14 protein-coding genes and 1 riboswitch are annotated in these 16,045 nt (G+C 60.0%); of the genes, 8 read left to right on the plus strand and 6 right to left on the minus strand.

Annotated features, from left to right (window positions below; all coding sequences use genetic code 11):
* Positions 1–858 carry a TolB family protein gene (locus tag ACSQ3J_RS11045; protein ID WP_060505584.1) on the plus strand — a complete coding sequence of 286 codons (858 nt, stop codon included), beginning with the start codon at positions 1–3 and terminating at the stop codon, positions 856–858.
* A gap of 146 nt (positions 859–1,004) precedes the next feature.
* Here the strand turns inward: ACSQ3J_RS11045 and ACSQ3J_RS11050 are convergent, their stop codons facing one another.
* Positions 1,005–2,033, minus strand: a complete 1,029-nt coding sequence (locus tag ACSQ3J_RS11050; protein ID WP_060505583.1) for a LacI family DNA-binding transcriptional regulator — start codon at positions 2,031–2,033, stop codon at positions 1,005–1,007.
* A 107-nt stretch (positions 2,034–2,140) separates the two neighbouring features.
* Here ACSQ3J_RS11050 and ACSQ3J_RS11055 point away from each other — a divergent pair, with 107 nt between their 5' ends.
* The 3 genes from ACSQ3J_RS11055 (at position 2,141) to bluB (ending at position 5,236) form a co-directional block, all read left to right on the plus strand.
* Positions 2,141–3,334, plus strand: a complete 1,194-nt coding sequence (locus ACSQ3J_RS11055; protein ID WP_060505582.1) for a phytanoyl-CoA dioxygenase family protein — start codon at positions 2,141–2,143, stop codon at positions 3,332–3,334.
* 88 nt (positions 3,335–3,422) lie between these two features.
* On the plus strand, positions 3,423–4,244 hold the full coding sequence (locus ACSQ3J_RS11060) for an SDR family oxidoreductase (RefSeq protein ID WP_436039090.1): 822 nt from the start codon (positions 3,423–3,425) through the stop codon (positions 4,242–4,244).
* Between the two features lie 42 nt (positions 4,245–4,286).
* Positions 4,287–4,499, plus strand: a riboswitch (cobalamin riboswitch).
* Between the two features lie 44 nt (positions 4,500–4,543).
* Positions 4,544–5,236 (plus strand): 5,6-dimethylbenzimidazole synthase, encoded by a 693-nt coding sequence (gene bluB / locus ACSQ3J_RS11065; RefSeq protein ID WP_060505581.1) that lies wholly within the window; start codon positions 4,544–4,546, stop codon positions 5,234–5,236.
* On the opposite strand, the gene ACSQ3J_RS11070 is transcribed toward bluB, so the two are convergent.
* The 4 genes from ACSQ3J_RS11070 to ACSQ3J_RS11085 all read right to left on the minus strand — a co-directional run bounded on the left by ACSQ3J_RS11070 (position 5,237) and on the right by ACSQ3J_RS11085 (position 10,559).
* Positions 5,237–6,268 carry a DUF2865 domain-containing protein gene (locus ACSQ3J_RS11070; protein WP_436039245.1) on the minus strand — a complete coding sequence of 344 codons (1,032 nt, stop codon included), beginning with the start codon at positions 6,266–6,268 and terminating at the stop codon, positions 5,237–5,239. It lies immediately after the preceding gene.
* Positions 6,269–6,521: 253 nt separating this feature from the next.
* Positions 6,522–7,166: an acyl-homoserine-lactone synthase gene (locus ACSQ3J_RS11075; protein WP_436039091.1), complete on the minus strand. Its 645-nt coding sequence runs from the start codon at positions 7,164–7,166 to the stop codon at positions 6,522–6,524.
* Between the two features lie 171 nt (positions 7,167–7,337).
* Entirely contained in the window at positions 7,338–8,075 is a 738-nt protein-coding gene (locus ACSQ3J_RS11080) for a LuxR C-terminal-related transcriptional regulator (protein WP_436039092.1), read from the minus strand.
* A 171-nt stretch (positions 8,076–8,246) separates the two neighbouring features.
* Entirely contained in the window at positions 8,247–10,559 is a 2,313-nt protein-coding gene (locus tag ACSQ3J_RS11085) for an NADP-dependent malic enzyme (RefSeq protein ID WP_060505578.1), read from the minus strand.
* Positions 10,560–10,765: 206 nt separating this feature from the next.
* Here ACSQ3J_RS11085 and ACSQ3J_RS11090 point away from each other — a divergent pair, with 206 nt between their 5' ends.
* The gene (locus ACSQ3J_RS11090) at positions 10,766–11,599 is read left to right on the plus strand and encodes a UDP-2,3-diacylglucosamine diphosphatase (protein ID WP_060505577.1); all 834 of its coding nucleotides are present in this window, start codon (positions 10,766–10,768) and stop codon (positions 11,597–11,599) included.
* A 93-nt stretch (positions 11,600–11,692) separates the two neighbouring features.
* The gene (locus tag ACSQ3J_RS11095) at positions 11,693–12,913 is read left to right on the plus strand and encodes an MFS transporter (protein WP_436039093.1); all 1,221 of its coding nucleotides are present in this window, start codon (positions 11,693–11,695) and stop codon (positions 12,911–12,913) included.
* Here the strand turns inward: ACSQ3J_RS11095 and dgcA are convergent.
* Positions 12,865–13,848, minus strand: coding sequence for an N-acetyl-D-Glu racemase DgcA (dgcA, locus tag ACSQ3J_RS11100; protein WP_436039094.1), 984 nt, complete (start codon positions 13,846–13,848; stop codon positions 12,865–12,867). The genes ACSQ3J_RS11095 and dgcA overlap by 49 nt on opposite strands.
* A gap of 140 nt (positions 13,849–13,988) precedes the next feature.
* Between dgcA and ACSQ3J_RS11105 the strand changes: the two genes are divergently transcribed.
* Positions 13,989–15,131: an MlaE family ABC transporter permease gene (locus ACSQ3J_RS11105; protein WP_060505574.1), complete on the plus strand. Its 1,143-nt coding sequence runs from the start codon at positions 13,989–13,991 to the stop codon at positions 15,129–15,131.
* Positions 15,132–15,166: 35 nt separating this feature from the next.
* The gene (locus ACSQ3J_RS11110; RefSeq protein WP_060505652.1) at positions 15,167–15,973 is read left to right on the plus strand and encodes an ABC transporter ATP-binding protein; all 807 of its coding nucleotides are present in this window, start codon (positions 15,167–15,169) and stop codon (positions 15,971–15,973) included.
* Positions 15,974–16,045 lie beyond the last annotated feature (72 nt).

Consider the following 16,045-nt stretch of genomic DNA (forward strand, 5'->3'; position numbering starts at 1 on the left):
ATGCGCAGTTCGGTCGAAATCTACACGGTCGCCACAGGCGAAACCCGCATCGTCTGGCAGACGGAACAGCTGGTGGAGGCACCGAACTGGTCGCCGGACGGGCAGTCGCTGGTGATCAATGGCGACGGCCTGTTATACCGCCTGCCATTGCCGGGCGGCGAGCCGCGTTTGATCGATACGGGCTTTGCTCGCACGTGCAACAACGACCATGGCATCTCGCCTGATGGCAGGACCATCGTCATCAGCGACAAGACCGAGTATGGCGCATCAACGATTTATACGCTTCCGGCCGATGGCGGACTGCCCAAGCAGGTGACGCAGAACCGGCCGTCCTACTGGCATGGCTGGTCGCCGGACGGAAGGACGCTGGCCTATTGCGGCATCCGCGGTCAGGTCTTCGATATCTACACCATCCCCGTGAACGGCGGCGAGGAAACGCGGCTGACCTTCGGCGAGGGGCGTAACGATGGCCCGGACTACAGCCCGGACGGCGAATGGATCTATTTCAATTCCAGCCGTACAGGCCGGATGCAGATCTGGCGTGTCCGCCCGGATGGTTCGGATGTGACCCGTATTACCGACAGCGAGTATGGCGACTGGTTTCCGCATCCGTCTCCCGACGGCAAGCACCTGCTGGTCATCTCCTATGACGGGGATGTCTTCGATCATCCGCGCGATCTCGATGTGCGGTTGCGGCTGATGGACCCGGATGGCGGCAATGCCCGAACCCTGTTTGCGCTGTTTGGTGGGCAGGGCACCATCAACGTTCCCAACTGGTCGCCGGATGGCCGGGAATTCGCCTTCGTGCGCTACCAGCCGGCCACGGGCAATGATCGGATTGCCAACCAAGTTCGTTGAACGAAGCGTCCGACTGAAAGACAGTTGTTGTGCGTCGTCGGCGGCCTTTCAGGGGTGATTTCCGGTCGAGCGTAGGGAAATGGCGCGTGAAACCGTATCCTGGCTGACTTGGTGATGTATCCCGAACACCGGCCAGGCGGCGTAGCTCATCGAAGCGATAGCGGGATGTTGTAGGGCGTGATGACTTCCACCGCGGAGAGGCGCGCGATACCCGGTGCGGCCAAGGCACCGCGGCGGCTCATGATCGCCCTAAACACGGTGCGCACATCGGCCTTCAGATCGTGATGCAGGACGAAATGGATTTTACCCATCCGGAGAAGATCGAGATTCCCGGCATCGAGATCGTGTGCCACGAATATCGCACACGTTCGCTCGGCCGCGGCAAAGGCAGCCACCACGGCGCGATTGCCGCCGCCGATTGAATAGACGGCGTTGATGCCCGGATTGTTTGAAAGGGCGGCCGCAGCTAAAGCCCCGGTTGGATCATCGCGGCCAAGACCCTCGCTGATTTCGACGATACCAATTGATGGATAGCGGTTACGCAATATGCGTCGAAAGCCGATTTCCCGCTCTTCTTCCCCACGGAAACGGCTACTCGACAGGGTCGCCAGTACCGTTGCCGGCTGACCGGCAAAGCGTTCGCCGATCAGGTAGGCGGCGGTTTCGCCGGCTGCCCTGTTGTCCGCTCCGGCATAGGCCGTGCGGGGTGCATTGGGCAGGTCGGTGACCAGCGTCACAACGGGAATGCCGGATTGTTCGAGGCGCGTGACGGCGGAACTGATCTCGGGGACATCCGGCGCCTTCAGGACGACGCCATCGGTGCCACGCAGGCGCACCCGGTCAAGCAGTTGGACGATCTCCTGCGGCCGCATCGATTCGGCGAAATGGAAACGGGAGCGGAAGATTGTCGGCAGAAATGTCAGGCTCTCGCTTTCGAAGGCATCGCGCACGGTATCGGTGAAGCGGTCTGGCGCTTCCATGATGATGTCGATGGCAAATTTGCGGCCCTGTATTTCGATTCCGGCCTGCTGTTTTTCCAGTTCGCGGATGGCGGCGTGGACACGCAGTTCCGTCTGTTTGCGTACGCCGGGGCGATTGTTGAGAACGCGGTCGACGGTGGCGATGCTGAGGCCTGCCTGAAAAGCGATGTCCTTGACCAGAAATTCGTGGGCCATCGTGGGTCCGTTCTGATGGTTTTTTGAGGTGTTTCTGCTCTATATCAAAGCTTTTCCCTCCGCGTATAGTGCGGTCATCGACAGACATCCGGCGGGAGGAAAACGGGATGAAGACCGACAATATTCTAAAACAGCGAGCTGACCGGGTCTGGCTGACGGAAGCTGCCTGCGATCTTGAGGATTTTCGCGCTGAGGTGGAGTGCACGACATCGCTTGCCGACTATCCGCATGCGGCGGCCGTCGAGAAGAATGTTCTGATTTATGACAGCGCAAATGTGCTGAAGGCGGCTCAGACCGGCGAAGGACGCCGGGCGGTGCTGGCTGAAATCTGCGAAGCCTTTGCGACCGGGCCGGGCGTCGTCGTGCTGAAGCGGGCATTCGAGGATACGGCTGTCATCGATGCGGCGAGCGGCATTTTCGACGATATCATCAATGAACAGCACCGGACCAATAGCGGTGGCGGCGACCATTTTGCCAAGCCGGGCGCCAATGACCGCATCTGGAATTCGCTTGAAAAGCACTGCCTGCGTGATCCGCGTAATTTCGCCGCCTACTATGGCAATGCCCTGATCGCGCTGGTCAGCGAAGCCTGGCTCGGACCGAGCTATCAGATGACGGCGCAGGTCAACCGGGTCAATCCGGGCGGGGCAGCGCAATCGGCGCACCGGGATTACCATCTTGGTTTTCAGACCTCATCCGTCATCGAGCAGTTTCCGGCACATGTCCATCGCCTGTCGCCGGTCCTGACGCTGCAGGGGGCGGTTGCTCATTGCGACATGCCGCTGGAAAGCGGACCGACCTTGTTCCTTCCTTATAGCCAAACCTATGTTCCGGGCTATCTGGCGCTGAAACGTCAGGAGTTTCGCGATTATTTCGATCGCCACCATGTGCAGTTGCCGCTGTCGAAGGGCGACCTGGTCTTCTTCAATCCGGCCCTTTTCCATGCTGCGGGCACCAATCGTTCCGAGGGTATCAAGCGGGTGGCAAACCTCCTCCAAGTGTCCTCGGCGTTTGGACGCGCGATGGAAACGGTCAACCGGGAGCGCATGAGTGCCGTTCTCTATCCAGCCTTGAAGGCAATGCTTACCGATGGCCGTTTGACTTCTGCGGAAGCCGCTTGTGCGATTGCGTCCTGCGCCGAAGGATATTCTTTCCCGACCAATCTCGACCGGGATCCGCCAGTCGGCGGGCTTGCGCCGAAAACGCAGGCGCAGTTGATGCACGAAGCGCTTTCGGGTGGCTGGGAGGAAGCCGCATTTGCAGCGGCGCTTGCGGCTCAGTCGGAGAAGAAGCTCAGCTAACGGAAATATTCCTTGCAATTTGAACTCCTGCCCGAATGCCGGGCGGGAGTTTTTTGGCATCAGCGATATCGAAAATGGAGGAAAAACAATGAGCAATGACTATGGCCGTCTCGACGGCAAGATCGCGATCGTCACCGGTGGCACGCAAGGGCTAGGCGCCACGATCGCAACGCTGTTTGCCGCGCGCGGCGCCGCAGGCATCGTTATCTGCGGCCGCAATGCCGCCAAGGGCGAAGCCAAGGCCGCCGAGATCGGCAAGGCGACCGGCACCAAGGTCGTCTACGTACAGGCCGATCTGGAACAGGTGGAGGATGCGCGCAAGGTGGTAGACGCCTGCGACAAGGCGTTTGGCCGTGTCGATGCGCTGGTCAATGCGGCTGCGATTACCGATCGTGGTACGATCCTCGACACCAGCCCGGAACTGTTCGACCGGATGTTCGCCGTCAATGTGCGTGCGCCGTTCTTCCTGATGCAGGAAGCGATCAACGTCATGCGCCGGGAAAAGATCGAGGGGACCATCGTCAATATCGGCTCGATGTCGGCCAAGGCCGGCCAGCCGTTCATTGCGGCCTATTGTGCTTCCAAGGGGGCATTGGAAACCCTGACGAAGAACACCGCCTATGCTTTGCTGCGCAACCGGATCCGGGTCAACGGCCTGAACATCGGCTGGATGGCCTCGGAAGGCGAGGATCGCATCCAGCGCGAATTTCATGGCGCCGCCAGCGACTGGCTGGAAAAGGCAGCGGCAAGCCAGCCTTTCGGCCGTCTGGTCGATCCGGCCGAAGTGGCGCGTGCCTGCGCCTATCTGTCGTCGAGGGAGTCCGGCTTGATGACCGGTTCGGTGATCTGCTTCGATCAGTCGATCTGGGGCGCCTATGACGGTTCGCCGCATCCGGTCGCTGCGATGTAAGGAGATCAGGCGGGCCATCTTGCATTTGGCGGCCCGCCATGCCCATATCGGTCCTGCTCAGGTGCCCGTGAAAACGGGAGAATCGGGAACCCGGTGAAAGTCCGGGACGTGCCCAACGCTGTGACGGGGACGATTTTGCATTGATGAATTTCTGAATTCTTTCAGAATTCTGCCACTGGATTTTCATGTGATCCGGGAAGGCGGCAAAATCGGTTGATCCGCAGTCAGAAGACCGGCCTGACGAGATAGACCAGCCCCGCGCGGACGGCGGGAGGTTTCGCATTGTTGGGGATCAAACGATGCAAGCTGAACCGCAAGACCGCCTTGTGAGGGCGGACGCATTTTCACCGGACGAGCGCGCCGCCGTCTACCGCGCCATCGAAACCCGCCGCGACGTGCGCGATCAATTCCTGCCCGCACCTTTGCCGGATGATGTCATAGCGCGGCTTCTTGCCGCCGCCCACAGCGCACCCTCCGTCGGCTTCATGCAGCCGTGGAATTTCATCGTCGTTCGCGACGAGGAGAGGCGGGCGCGTGTCTTTGAGGCTTTTCAGCGGGCCAATGAAGAGGCAGCGCTGATGTTTGAGGGCGAGACGCGGGACAAATACCGGTCGCTGAAGCTGGAGGGCATCCGCAAGGCGCCCGTCAGCATCTGTGTCACCTGTGATCCGGCGCGTGCGGGCAAGGTCGTCCTCGGCCGGACGCACAATCCGCGCATGGATGCGTTTTCCACCGTCTGTGCGGTGCAGAACCTGTGGCTTGCGGCGCGGGCCGAAGGTGTCGGCGTCGGCTGGGTCAGCATTTTTCACGAGCGCGAAATCAAGGATGTGCTTGGTATTCCCGATCATATCGAGATCATCGCCTGGCTGTGCCTTGGTTATGTCGATACGCTCTATGCCGAACCGGAACTGGCCGTCAAAGGCTGGCGCCAGCGTTTGCCGCTTGAAGATCTGGTGTTCGCGGATGCGTGGGGCATCAGGCCGGATGATTGATCAATTGGTCTGCTGCGGCTGGTATCCGGGGCCTGCCGGATGCCTCAGGTCGATCGAGGTTTCCTGCGACGGCAGATAGCTTGGGCCGACGACGCGGACCTTGTTGTCCTGCGGATTGTATGGCCTGTCCGCGACGGCGCTTTTCACTTCGATCGGGTCCGCCTTCTTGCGGGTGCGAATCTCAAGAACGCCCTTGCCGTTGTCGGGTGTGCTCTGTTGTGTCGCGGTGCGTCCGGCTGGAGAGCAGCCGCATTGGCCGGGCTGGCTGAGGTCGCGGGTCTTGTAGGCGAAAGCCGAGGGCAGGTCGGCATAGGGTTCGCCGGTGGCGGCGGAGACCATCTGGTTTGTCTCTTCTGTCGCCATCGCATGATAATAGAGCGCCGTTTCTGTCCCGGGGCAGCGCCGTTGGCAGGTTTCGGCATCGCGCTGGAAATCGGCCGGCGATGAGTTCGACGAGATTGGGAAGAATGCCCCATCGCAGGTTCTTACGCACATGGTGCGCAAGCTGCCGGGATATTCTGCGCTCGGGCCAAATCCGTCTTCCGGCGTGGCGAAGCCGGCGTTGCCGTACGGATCCGAATACCCCTCGCTGATCGGCGGCAGGTCATTGAGGATATTGCGGTGGGTTTCCGGTTCTTCGACCGCGGCGCTGAGGACGTCACTCTCCTCCTCGTTGCAGCGATTGGCGGCAAGTGCGGCGTTAATGCGCCGCCGGGCAATATCGCTATCGTTGCCGTCGAGCAGGCTTTGCCGACGGGCTTTCAGGGTTTCCAGATCCATTTGCATCTGTGATATTTCGCTGCTCAGGCTTTGGCAGACCTCTTCATTCGGGCCGCCGACAATGATGACGCTGCCCGTGCTGCATCCCATGCGCCTCAAATCACTGCGTGCCTGCCGCAGGTCCAGATTCTGGCGGGATATCGCCCCTGTATAGTCGCGTAGATTGGCATTGGAGGCGACGATCTTCGGCAGGCCGGCAAGATGGGCATTCAGGCGTTCGCACACCGCCGAGGCGTCGGCCGTGGCCGTCATAACCAGAAGAAGCGGAACTGCTCGCGCCGCAAGGGATATGGAACGGAAGATCACGTGTTTCTCTCGCCTGAGCATACCGGCACCGTGCCGGGTGCGAAGGAACATCCCGCGCACTCTGACTTTGCCCTTATCATACCGTCATTCGACGGGGCTGCAACGCACTCCGCATAGCAGCGTTAACGGGCGGCGGGAGAAACATGCCGGGCGAGGCGGGAGAGCCACAATCGGCCGAACTCCCGCCAGGCTGGATAGTTTAAGCAGCCCTGGCCATTTCAAGCGACATCGGCCGCTCCAGCACGGAACCGGCGATTTCGGCGACCGCCTTCATCCTGTCCAGAAGGCCGGCTGTGACTTCCCAGGCAACGGCGACAGCATAGACGGAGCCGATCCGCTGTGGCTCGCCAATCCGTTCACCGGGGCATCCCATCCGCCGGAACATCCGCTCCAGGAAAACGTCGGTGACGGTGACGATATGGCTGAGGCCGGACGACAGCCCAAGCTCGCCGACGCCACACATCAGTTCGGCGGCGGCGATGGTTACCTGGTTGGAACCGCGATCCTGCGAGATGGCCGGATCGATGCAGAAGCGGCTTGATTCCCAGACGGACGCGCTACGCACCTGTGGGTTGTCGCCAAGCAGGATCGGAAACGTATCATCCAGCATGTTCGGCCCAAGCGTCGGCAGGAGGCGCAGCGAACCGCGCAATTTGCCTGTTTCATCCGAGTAGGACAGCACATAGAGCGGATTGACGTCGTCGTAATTGTCGATTTCCCAGTTGCCGCGGACCGACACATCCCATTTCAGCAAGTCGTGAAAGACACGCTTTCGCAACTGGAACATGGCGTCGATATCGTCCGGATGTTGCTTGCCGGTGTTGCGGTTGAAAATCCTGATCATCGTTTGCTCCTGTGTATGAATGCGGAGAGCAAATGCTGTCAGGTATCGGCGGCGGGCATAACTGTCGGTAGTGACAGGTTTCTAATGCACGCCGATATGCAATGGACTCGGACGTCCGGAAGGACGTCCGAGTCCATTGCATTCACGGGAGAGAAAGGGAGCGGGAAATGATCAAAAGGCCGGGATGAGATCACGCCGGACGGCTTGCGCGACCGCCTGGGTATTGGAAACGACGTTCAGCTTGCGCCGGGCATTGGTCATGAAGAAGCGGACGGTGCGTTCCGAAATGCCCAGGATCGTGCCGATCTCCCAATAGCTTTTGCCCGCGGCCGCCCAACTGAGCACTTCTGTTTCCCGATGGGTCAGTGTCTTGGCGCAGTGTTCCGTAAGCTCTATTCTGCTGTCGCTTTCCAGCAGAGACGCGTGGAAAAGATTGGCGAGCAATTGGAAATCACGCAGATGGCAACGCCGGTAGGCAGGCCATTCGTCGGACGGAACATCAGCCTGGATTGCCAGGAAAGCCAGCCGCCGGGTGGGGGTCGCGAGAGGCAGGGTGATGCCGTCGAGACCAAGGCCGAGTTGTTTCGCTGCGGAAAAAAGCGGCTCGCTATCGGGATGAAGCTTACGGGCCGTCGCCCAATCCACCGGCCTGACGCCACCCAAAGTCATGCGCAGGATTGGATCGATGCGCTGATATCGCTTATCAACATAGGTTGTGAGACTGCGCGCGCTGAAAGTGTGGTGCAGCCTGTGGATAACAAAACCCGCGGTCAGGATGTCGACGTCGAGATAAAGCAGATTTGCGATACTGAAAGTGCTGCGCATCAGGTCGAAAAACCGTTTTGGTTCAACGATTTCCTCGTTTTCCATAATGTCCAGCAGGTCAAAGAATGCCTGTTGGTCAGCCATGCTGCAAAACCCTGTTATTTGATGAGGGCAGCATGATAACGGTTTAAGTCTTTGTCTAGTGCAATCTTTGGTTATCCGTGTGTTTTTACAAATATAAACTATAAGCTGTAATTAAAATCACTTTTATATTTGGATTGAGCCGGCTGTGAGCCGGCTCAATCTATACTTCTACTAGGCGGGGTATGAGGCTTCCACAACCGCCAGTGCGGCCATGTTGACGACGCCGCGCGACGTTACCGATGGTGACAGGATATGTGCAGGCAGGGCCGTTCCGAGCAAAATCGGTCCGACATGCAGGCTGTCGGTCATCGTCTTGACGACGCCCAGCGTGATGTTGGCGGCATCGAGGTTCGGGAAGACCAGCAGGTTGGCTTCACCCGCCAGTGTGCTGTTGGGCATGACGCGGCGGCGCAAAGCTTCCGAAATGGCGGAATCGCCGTGCATTTCACCGTCAGCTTCGAGATCGGGCGCGAGTTCGCGGACGATCTGCATGGCCTTGCGCATCTTGAAGGCGCTTTCCGAATCCCGCGAGCCGAAATTCGAATGCGAAACCAACGCTGCGCGCGGGGTAATGCCGAAGCGGCGAATTTCCTGGGCGGCCATCACCGTCTTCTGGGCGATTTCCTCTGCCGTCGGATCGAAGGTCACGTAGGTGTCGGTGAGGAAGGTGGCACCGCGCTGCGAGATCAGCAGGCTGAGGGCCGAGAAATCCAGCACACCCTCGCGCTTGCCGATGATCTGGGAGACAGCCCGAAGATGGGCGCTGTAGCGGCCTTCGACGCCGCAGATCAGCGCATCGGCTTCGCCGCGCCGGACGGCAAGCGCGCCGATCACGGTCTGGTTGGTACGAACGATTGTCCGGGCTGCTTCCGGAATGACGCCGAGACGGCCGACAAGCGCAAAATAGTCGTCGACATAATCGCGGAACCGCGGATCGCCTTCCGGATTGACCACTTCAAAATCGACGTCCGGCCGGATGCGCAGGCCGTAGCGCTTCAGGCGCGTCTCGATGATATTCGGACGGCCGATCAGGATCGGGCGGGCTGTGCCGTCCTCCAGCAGTACCTGGGCGGCCCGCAGGACGCGCTCGTCCTCGCCTTCGGAAAAGATCACCCGGTTTTTCTGGGCATTCTTTGCGGCGGCAAAGATCGGCTTCATGATGAAGCCGGAGCGGAAGACGAAGCGGTTCAGCTGGTCGAAATAGGCATCGAAATCGGTGATCGGCCGGTTGGCGACGCCGCTATCGGCAGCTGCCTTGGCAACAGCCGGTGCGATGCGCAGGATCAGCCGCTGGTCGAACGGCGAGGGGATCAGGTAGTCCGGGCCGAAGACCGGCGTTTCGCCGGAATAGGCGCGAGCTGCGACGTCAGACGGCTCTTCACGGGCAAGCGCTGCGATGGCGCGCACCGCCGCCATCTTCATGTCCTCATTGATCGTGCGGGCGCCGCAATCAAGCGCTCCGCGGAAGATGTAGGGGAAACACAGGACGTTGTTGACCTGGTTGGGGAAATCCGACCGGCCGGTGCAGATCATCGCGTCGGGACGGGCGGCGCGCGCCACTTCCGGCATGATCTCGGGATTGGGGTTGGCGAGCGCCATGATCAGCGGCTTTTCCGCCATCTGGACCAGCAGTTCAGGCTTCAGGACGCCTGCGGCTGAAAGCCCCAGGAAGACGTCGGCACCGGCAATGCTGTCGGCGAGGATCCGGTTGGCGCTGTCCTGCGCATAAACGGACTTCCACTCATCCATCAGCACTTCGCGGCCGAGATAAACGAGGCCTTCGAGGTCGTGCACCCAGATATTTTCACGCTTTGCACCAAGCGTCACCAGCAGATTGAGGCAGGCGAGCGCCGCAGCGCCGGCGCCTGACGTGACGATCTTGGCATTGGCAATGTCCTTGCCGGCCAGTTCCAGGCCGTTGAGGATGGCGGCGGCAACGATGATCGCGGTTCCATGCTGATCGTCATGGAAGACCGGGATATCCATCTTCTCGCGCAACCGGCGTTCAACCTCGAAACATTCGGGCGCCTTGATGTCTTCAAGATTGATGCCGCCGAAGGTCGGTTCCAGAGCCGAGATGACATTGACCATCTGGTCGATTTCGGGCGCATCGATCTCGATGTCGAAGACGTCGATGCCGGCGAATTTCTTGAACAGGACGGCCTTGCCTTCCATCACCGGCTTAGAGGCGAGTGGGCCGATATTGCCAAGACCGAGAACTGCCGTGCCATTTGAGACAACCGCGACCAGATTGGCGCGCGCGGTATAGTCGGCGGCGGTCGATGAATCGTCACGGATGGCAAGGCAGGGGGCGGCAACACCCGGAGAATAAGCGAGCGCCAGGTCGCGCTGGTTGCCGAGTGGCTTGGTCGGCTGGATCTCGAGCTTGCCGGGGCGTGGATAGCGGTGGAAGAACAGCGCCTGTTCATCAAGGTCGCCGCTTGCTGGAACCGCTGGGGTCTTGGCTTTGTCGCCGGTGCTCATATTCGTAAATCCCTACTTATTCGTCGCGGCTCTTTTTGCATGAAACGATGGCTCCGTACAGTTTGGAAACGGCCGTATACCTCCGGTTTTCAGGAACAGGTGTTTATCCAGCGTGCCGGGTGGTTCCACAGGCTGTCATTCTCCTGAAACAAGAGTCTGTTCTTGAAAGCACATAAGAGAGGCGCGATAGACCGTTGCGAGGCAGCATGACCGAGAAAGAGCAAGAACCCCGGCGTTTCAGGACCCTGTTCATTTCTGACGTTCATCTGGGATCAAAGGCCGCAAAGACCGATTATCTCCTCGATTTCCTGCGGGTGAGCGAAGCGGAGACGATCATCCTCGTCGGCGATATCATCGATGGATGGCGGTTGAAGCGCAGCTGGTACTGGCCGCAAGCCTGCAACGACGTGGTCCAAAAGCTGTTGCGCAAGGCGCGCAAGGGCAGCCGCATCATCTACATCCCCGGCAACCATGACGAGTTCATGCGTGACTTTCCGGGCGTCCATTTCGGCGGTATCGAGGTGGCCCAGCGCCATATGCACGAGGCAGCCGACGGCCGCAAATACCTGGTGCTGCATGGTGACGAATTCGATGTCGTGGTGCGCAACGCGCGCCTGCTCGCCTATCTCGGCGACTGGGCCTACGATACCGCGATCGTCATCAATATCGGACTGGCCGCCATCCGCCGCCGTCTTGGAATGCCTTATTGGTCGTTTTCTGCCTGGGCGAAGCTGCAGGTCAAGCATGCGGTGAACTTCATCGGCGAATTCCAGCGGGTGGTAGCTGACGAAGCTCGCCGGGAAAATGCCGATGGGGTCATCTGCGGTCATATCCATCACGCTGTGATGGAAGACATCGGCGGCATACGCTACATCAATACCGGCGATTGGGTGGAAAGCTGCACGGCAATTGCCGAGCATCACGATGGCACGATGGAACTGATTACCTGGCGGGAACTGAGCAACGTACCTGCGGTGCGCGAAGACACGGCCGAAGTGGAAATGTTGATGGCGCGGGCTCTTTCGCAACAGGCGGCATAATACCGCAGGGGTTGAAGAGTGTAGGGAAAACTAGCGGCTGGCGCTGCTCTTGGCTGCCGTGATAAATCATGGACGCAACTGTCAGGTCCTTCCATGATTCCGTCATCTCTGCCTCCCTTTCGCGAGGAAGCGCCGCGCTATTTCGTGCCGCGTATCGCCTTGCTCTTCTGCGCGCCGCTCGTCGTTAACGGGTTTGCCATGCCGTATTTTCCGGTCTGGCTGAGCACTCTGTCACTGAGCGATTTCGAAATCGGCATCATCCTTGCCGTGCCGATGTTCGTGCGCGTCATCACGGCACCGCTGGTCGGGTTGCTGGCGGACAGGATCGGCGAGCGGGCGGAAGTGCTGATCTGGTCGGCGGTGCTGTCCTTGCTGACGGCGCTGGCGCTGTTCGTCTCCCACAGTTTCTGGTTCGTGCTGATCATCTATGCCATCCAGGGCGGCGTCTATGCGCCCTACGTGCCAATCGTCGAGGCCATCGCGCTAACTGGTGTGCGGCGGTGGGGCTATGATTATGCCACCATGCGTGTCTGGGGCTCTGTCGCCTTTATCGGGGCGACGATGCTGGGCGGGGTGATGATCGGCCTCTATGGTGGCTCGATGGTGCTGCCGGCGATGGCTGGCGGCTTCCTGCTGATGATTGCTCTGACCTTCATCGCGCCGCGCGTCGGCAAGCCGCGCCGGCCCTCGACGCTGACGACGCTGACAGAAGCGCCGCCGAAGGCCCTGCGCAAACTCGATCTGCAACTGCTTTTGATCGGTGTGACGCTGGTCAACGGCAGCCACGCGATGCTGTTCGCCTTCTCGGCGATCTACTGGCAGCATATCGGGTTTACCGGCACCGAGATCGGTCTTCTCTGGAGCGCCGGTGTCGCTGCTGAAGTCGCGATGTTCTTCTGCGCCAAGATGATCATCCGGCGCTTCAGCCTGTGGACGATGATCTTTTCGGGCTGCGTCCTTGCGGTCGTGCGCTGGATCATCTTTCCGATGGATCTCGGCTTCGGCGGCTATTTCGCCCTGCAGTGTTTCCACGCCTTCACCTATGCCATCATGCATACGGGCATGCAGAACATTCTGGTGCAGCGGGTTCCGGAAGAGCAGGAATCCTCGGCGCAGGGGCTGTATTTCTTCTACACTGGCGTGTTCTCGGCGATCTTCACCTTCACATCCGGCTATTTCTACACCTGGTTCGGTGTTCACGGCTTCTATTCGATGTCCGTCGTTGCCTTCATTGGCTGCTGTTCCGCCTTTGCTGCGTGGCATCTTCAGCCCCAGAGGGCGGGCAGAGGCGGAAAGACCAGCGAATCGGCGTAGCGCAGGCCGGGCTCGCGGTCTCGGGCCAAAAGCAGCGGGCCGTCTAGATCGACGAAATCGGCACCTTGCGCCAGAAGCACCGCCGGTGCCATGCCGAGCGAAGTGCCGACCATGCAGCCGACCATGATCTTGAGGTTGAGCGTCCGGGCCGCGTCGCGCATGCTCAGGGCTTCGGTCAGACCGCCGGTCTTGTCGAGCTTGATGTTGACCGCATCGTAGAGGCCCGCAAGATTTGGCAGGTCTTCGGTCTTGTGGACGCTTTCATCGGCGCAGACGGGAACCGGGCGATGGACCGAGGCGAGCAGGGCGTCCTGCCCGCCGGGCAAGGGCTGTTCGATCAGGGCGACACCCGATTCGGCGCAGACATCAAAGTGATAAGTCAGATTGGCTTCGCTCCAGCCTTCATTGGCATCCAGAATGATGGCGCTGTTCGGGGCGGCTGCCCGCACCGCACGGATGCGCGAAGCGTCGTCGGGCGTTCCGACCTTGATTTTCAGCAGCGCCCGATGGGCATATTGTGCTGTATGCGCGGCCATCGCCTCCGGTTCGCCCAGCGAAATCGTGTAGGCGGTGGTGAGCGGCGCCGGTTCGGCAAGTCCGGCCAGCGCAAAGGCGCGGCTACCGGATTTTTTCGCATCCAGATCCCAGAGCGCACAATCAACGGCGTTGCGCGCCGCACCGGCCTTCATGGTTTGCCGCAGTTTTTCGCGGTCAATGCCAGCCTCGATCTGCGGCCGGATCGTCTCGATCTCAGCGAGCACGCTGTCGATGGTCTCGCCATAGCGCCCATAGGGGACACATTCGCCCATGCCGGAGAAGGCACCGTCCGAAATTTGGCAGGTGACCACGGAGGCGGTGGTCTTGCTGCCGCGCGAAATCGTAAAGCTGCCGGCGATCGGGAAATGTTCGGCGACGGTTTTCATTTGGCGGGTCATGGCTTTCTCCTGTGGCTTCCATATCTCAGCAGCCAACCGTTTGATCCGGAAACGTTTCAATCGGTGACAGACCGGGCTCTAGCGGCTATGAGTCGCTGACGTTTTATCAAATGCAGCCATCTCCGGAAGACCAAACAGACGTGACGCGTTCCCAAGTGAAAACCGAAACCGACGTGCAGCTCGCGGAAGCTGACGATGGCAGCACCCGGGCTTATCGGTTCAGCGGCGATTGGCGCAGTGTATCCATTCATCTGGCGACGCCGAAGCTGGATGCGTTCGCAGCCAAGGGTGGCGAAGCGGGCGAGGTCGATCTGAGCGAGGTCACCGCCATGGATACGGCGGGCGCCTGGGTCATCCGGCGTTTCATGACGCAGGTCGGCAATGTGAAGCTGACAAGCGACAAGCCACGCTATCTCGAATTGATGAACGCATTGCCGGAGAAACTGCCCGAACCGGCGGCCGACAAGAAGAAATCCGGTTCGCTTTTCGTGCGCATTTTTACGCCTGTCGGCAATTCGGTCGTCTCCGCCTGGGAAGACACTGTCGCGGCCATGTTCATTCTCGGGTCCGCCGTTCGCGGCGCGCAGCTGAAGCTTGGCCGCCATAGCGGCGTGTCGCCGGCGGCGATCGTCAACCAGATCGATCGCATGGGCGTCCAGGCGGTGCCGATCATCCTTTTGATGTCGTTCCTCATCGGTGCGATCATTGCCCAGCAGGGTGCGTTCCAACTGCGCTATTTCGGCGCGGAGCTCTTCGTCGTCGATCTGGTCGGCATTCTTCAATTGCGTGAAATCGGCGTGCTCTTGACCGCGATCATGATTGCTGGCCGTTCCGGCAGTGCGATCACGGCCGAGATCGGCTCGATGAAGATGCGCGAGGAAATCGATGCACTGAAGGTAATGGGGTTGAGCCCGATCGGCGTGCTGGTGTTTCCAAGGCTGGTGGCGCTGACCGTGGCATTGCCGCTTCTGACCATCATCGCCAATTTTGCTGCCTTGAGTGGAGCCGCCGTGGTGGCCTGGAGCTATTCCGGCATTACCTTCTCCACCTTCCTCGCGCGTCTTCAGGAGGCGGTAGATTTTTCGTCCGTTCTCGCCGGTATGATCAAGGCGCCGTTCATGGCGCTGATTATCGGCGTCGTCGCTGCCGTCGAAGGCTTGAAGGTGGGTGGCAGCGCCGAATCGCTCGGCAAGCAAGTGACGCAGTCTGTGGTGAAATCGATCTTCGTGGTCATTCTTGTCGATGGCCTGTTCGCGATCTTCTATGCGGCGATCAATTTCTGATGGAAGAGGTTTTGCCGGTGAATCCGAGGGAAGACATGACAGCGGGCGGAACCGGTGAAAACGGCACGGAAGTCATCCTGTCGGTGAAGGATCTGACCGTCGGTTTTGGGTCGAACATCGTTCTCGACAAGCTGAATCTCGATATCTATCGCGGCGAAATTCTCGGTTTCGTCGGCGCGTCCGGCACCGGAAAATCCGTGCTGATGCGAACCGTGTTGCGACTGTTGCCACGCCGGTCGGGTTCGATCCAGATTCTTGGGGTCGAATATGATGCGGTCAGCGAAGAGGAGCGTATGGCGCTCGACATGCGTCTCGGTGTCTTGTTCCAGCACGGCGCGCTGTTTTCCTCTTTGACGGTCAAGGAAAACATCCAGGTGCCGATGCGGGAATATCTGAACCTGCCGCAGGAACTGATGGATGAACTGGCGCGGCTGAAGATCGACATGGTGGGACTGGCGCCGGAAGCGGCTGACAAGTTCCCTTCCGAATTGTCCGGCGGCATGATCAAGAGGGCGGCTCTGGCGCGTGCGCTGGCGCTTGATCCAGACCTCGTCTTCCTCGATGAACCAACCTCCGGGCTCGATCCGATCGGGGCGGCGGAGTTCGATAACCTGATCGCCAAACTGCGCGACACCCTGGGATTGACCGTGTATATGGTGACTCACGACCTCGACAGCCTGTTTTCGGTCTGTGACCGGATTGCAGTGCTCGGCAAGAAGAAGGTTCTGGTCGAAGGCACGATCGCGGACATGCTGGCCTGCGACGACGAGTGGGTGACGTCCTACTTCCAGGGCAAGCGTGCGCGTTCCATCGTTCGCGACGACGAAAAGTTGGTTTCCTGACAGCGCTCAGTCACTCAGCCGCTGCACGAAAAATTTGATTGAAGCAAGGAGCCGCGTTGGCGGCGTCCCCCA

The organism is Rhizobium sp. LjRoot98 (assembly GCF_964252935.1).
Taxonomy (GTDB): Bacteria; Pseudomonadota; Alphaproteobacteria; order Rhizobiales; family Rhizobiaceae; genus Pararhizobium.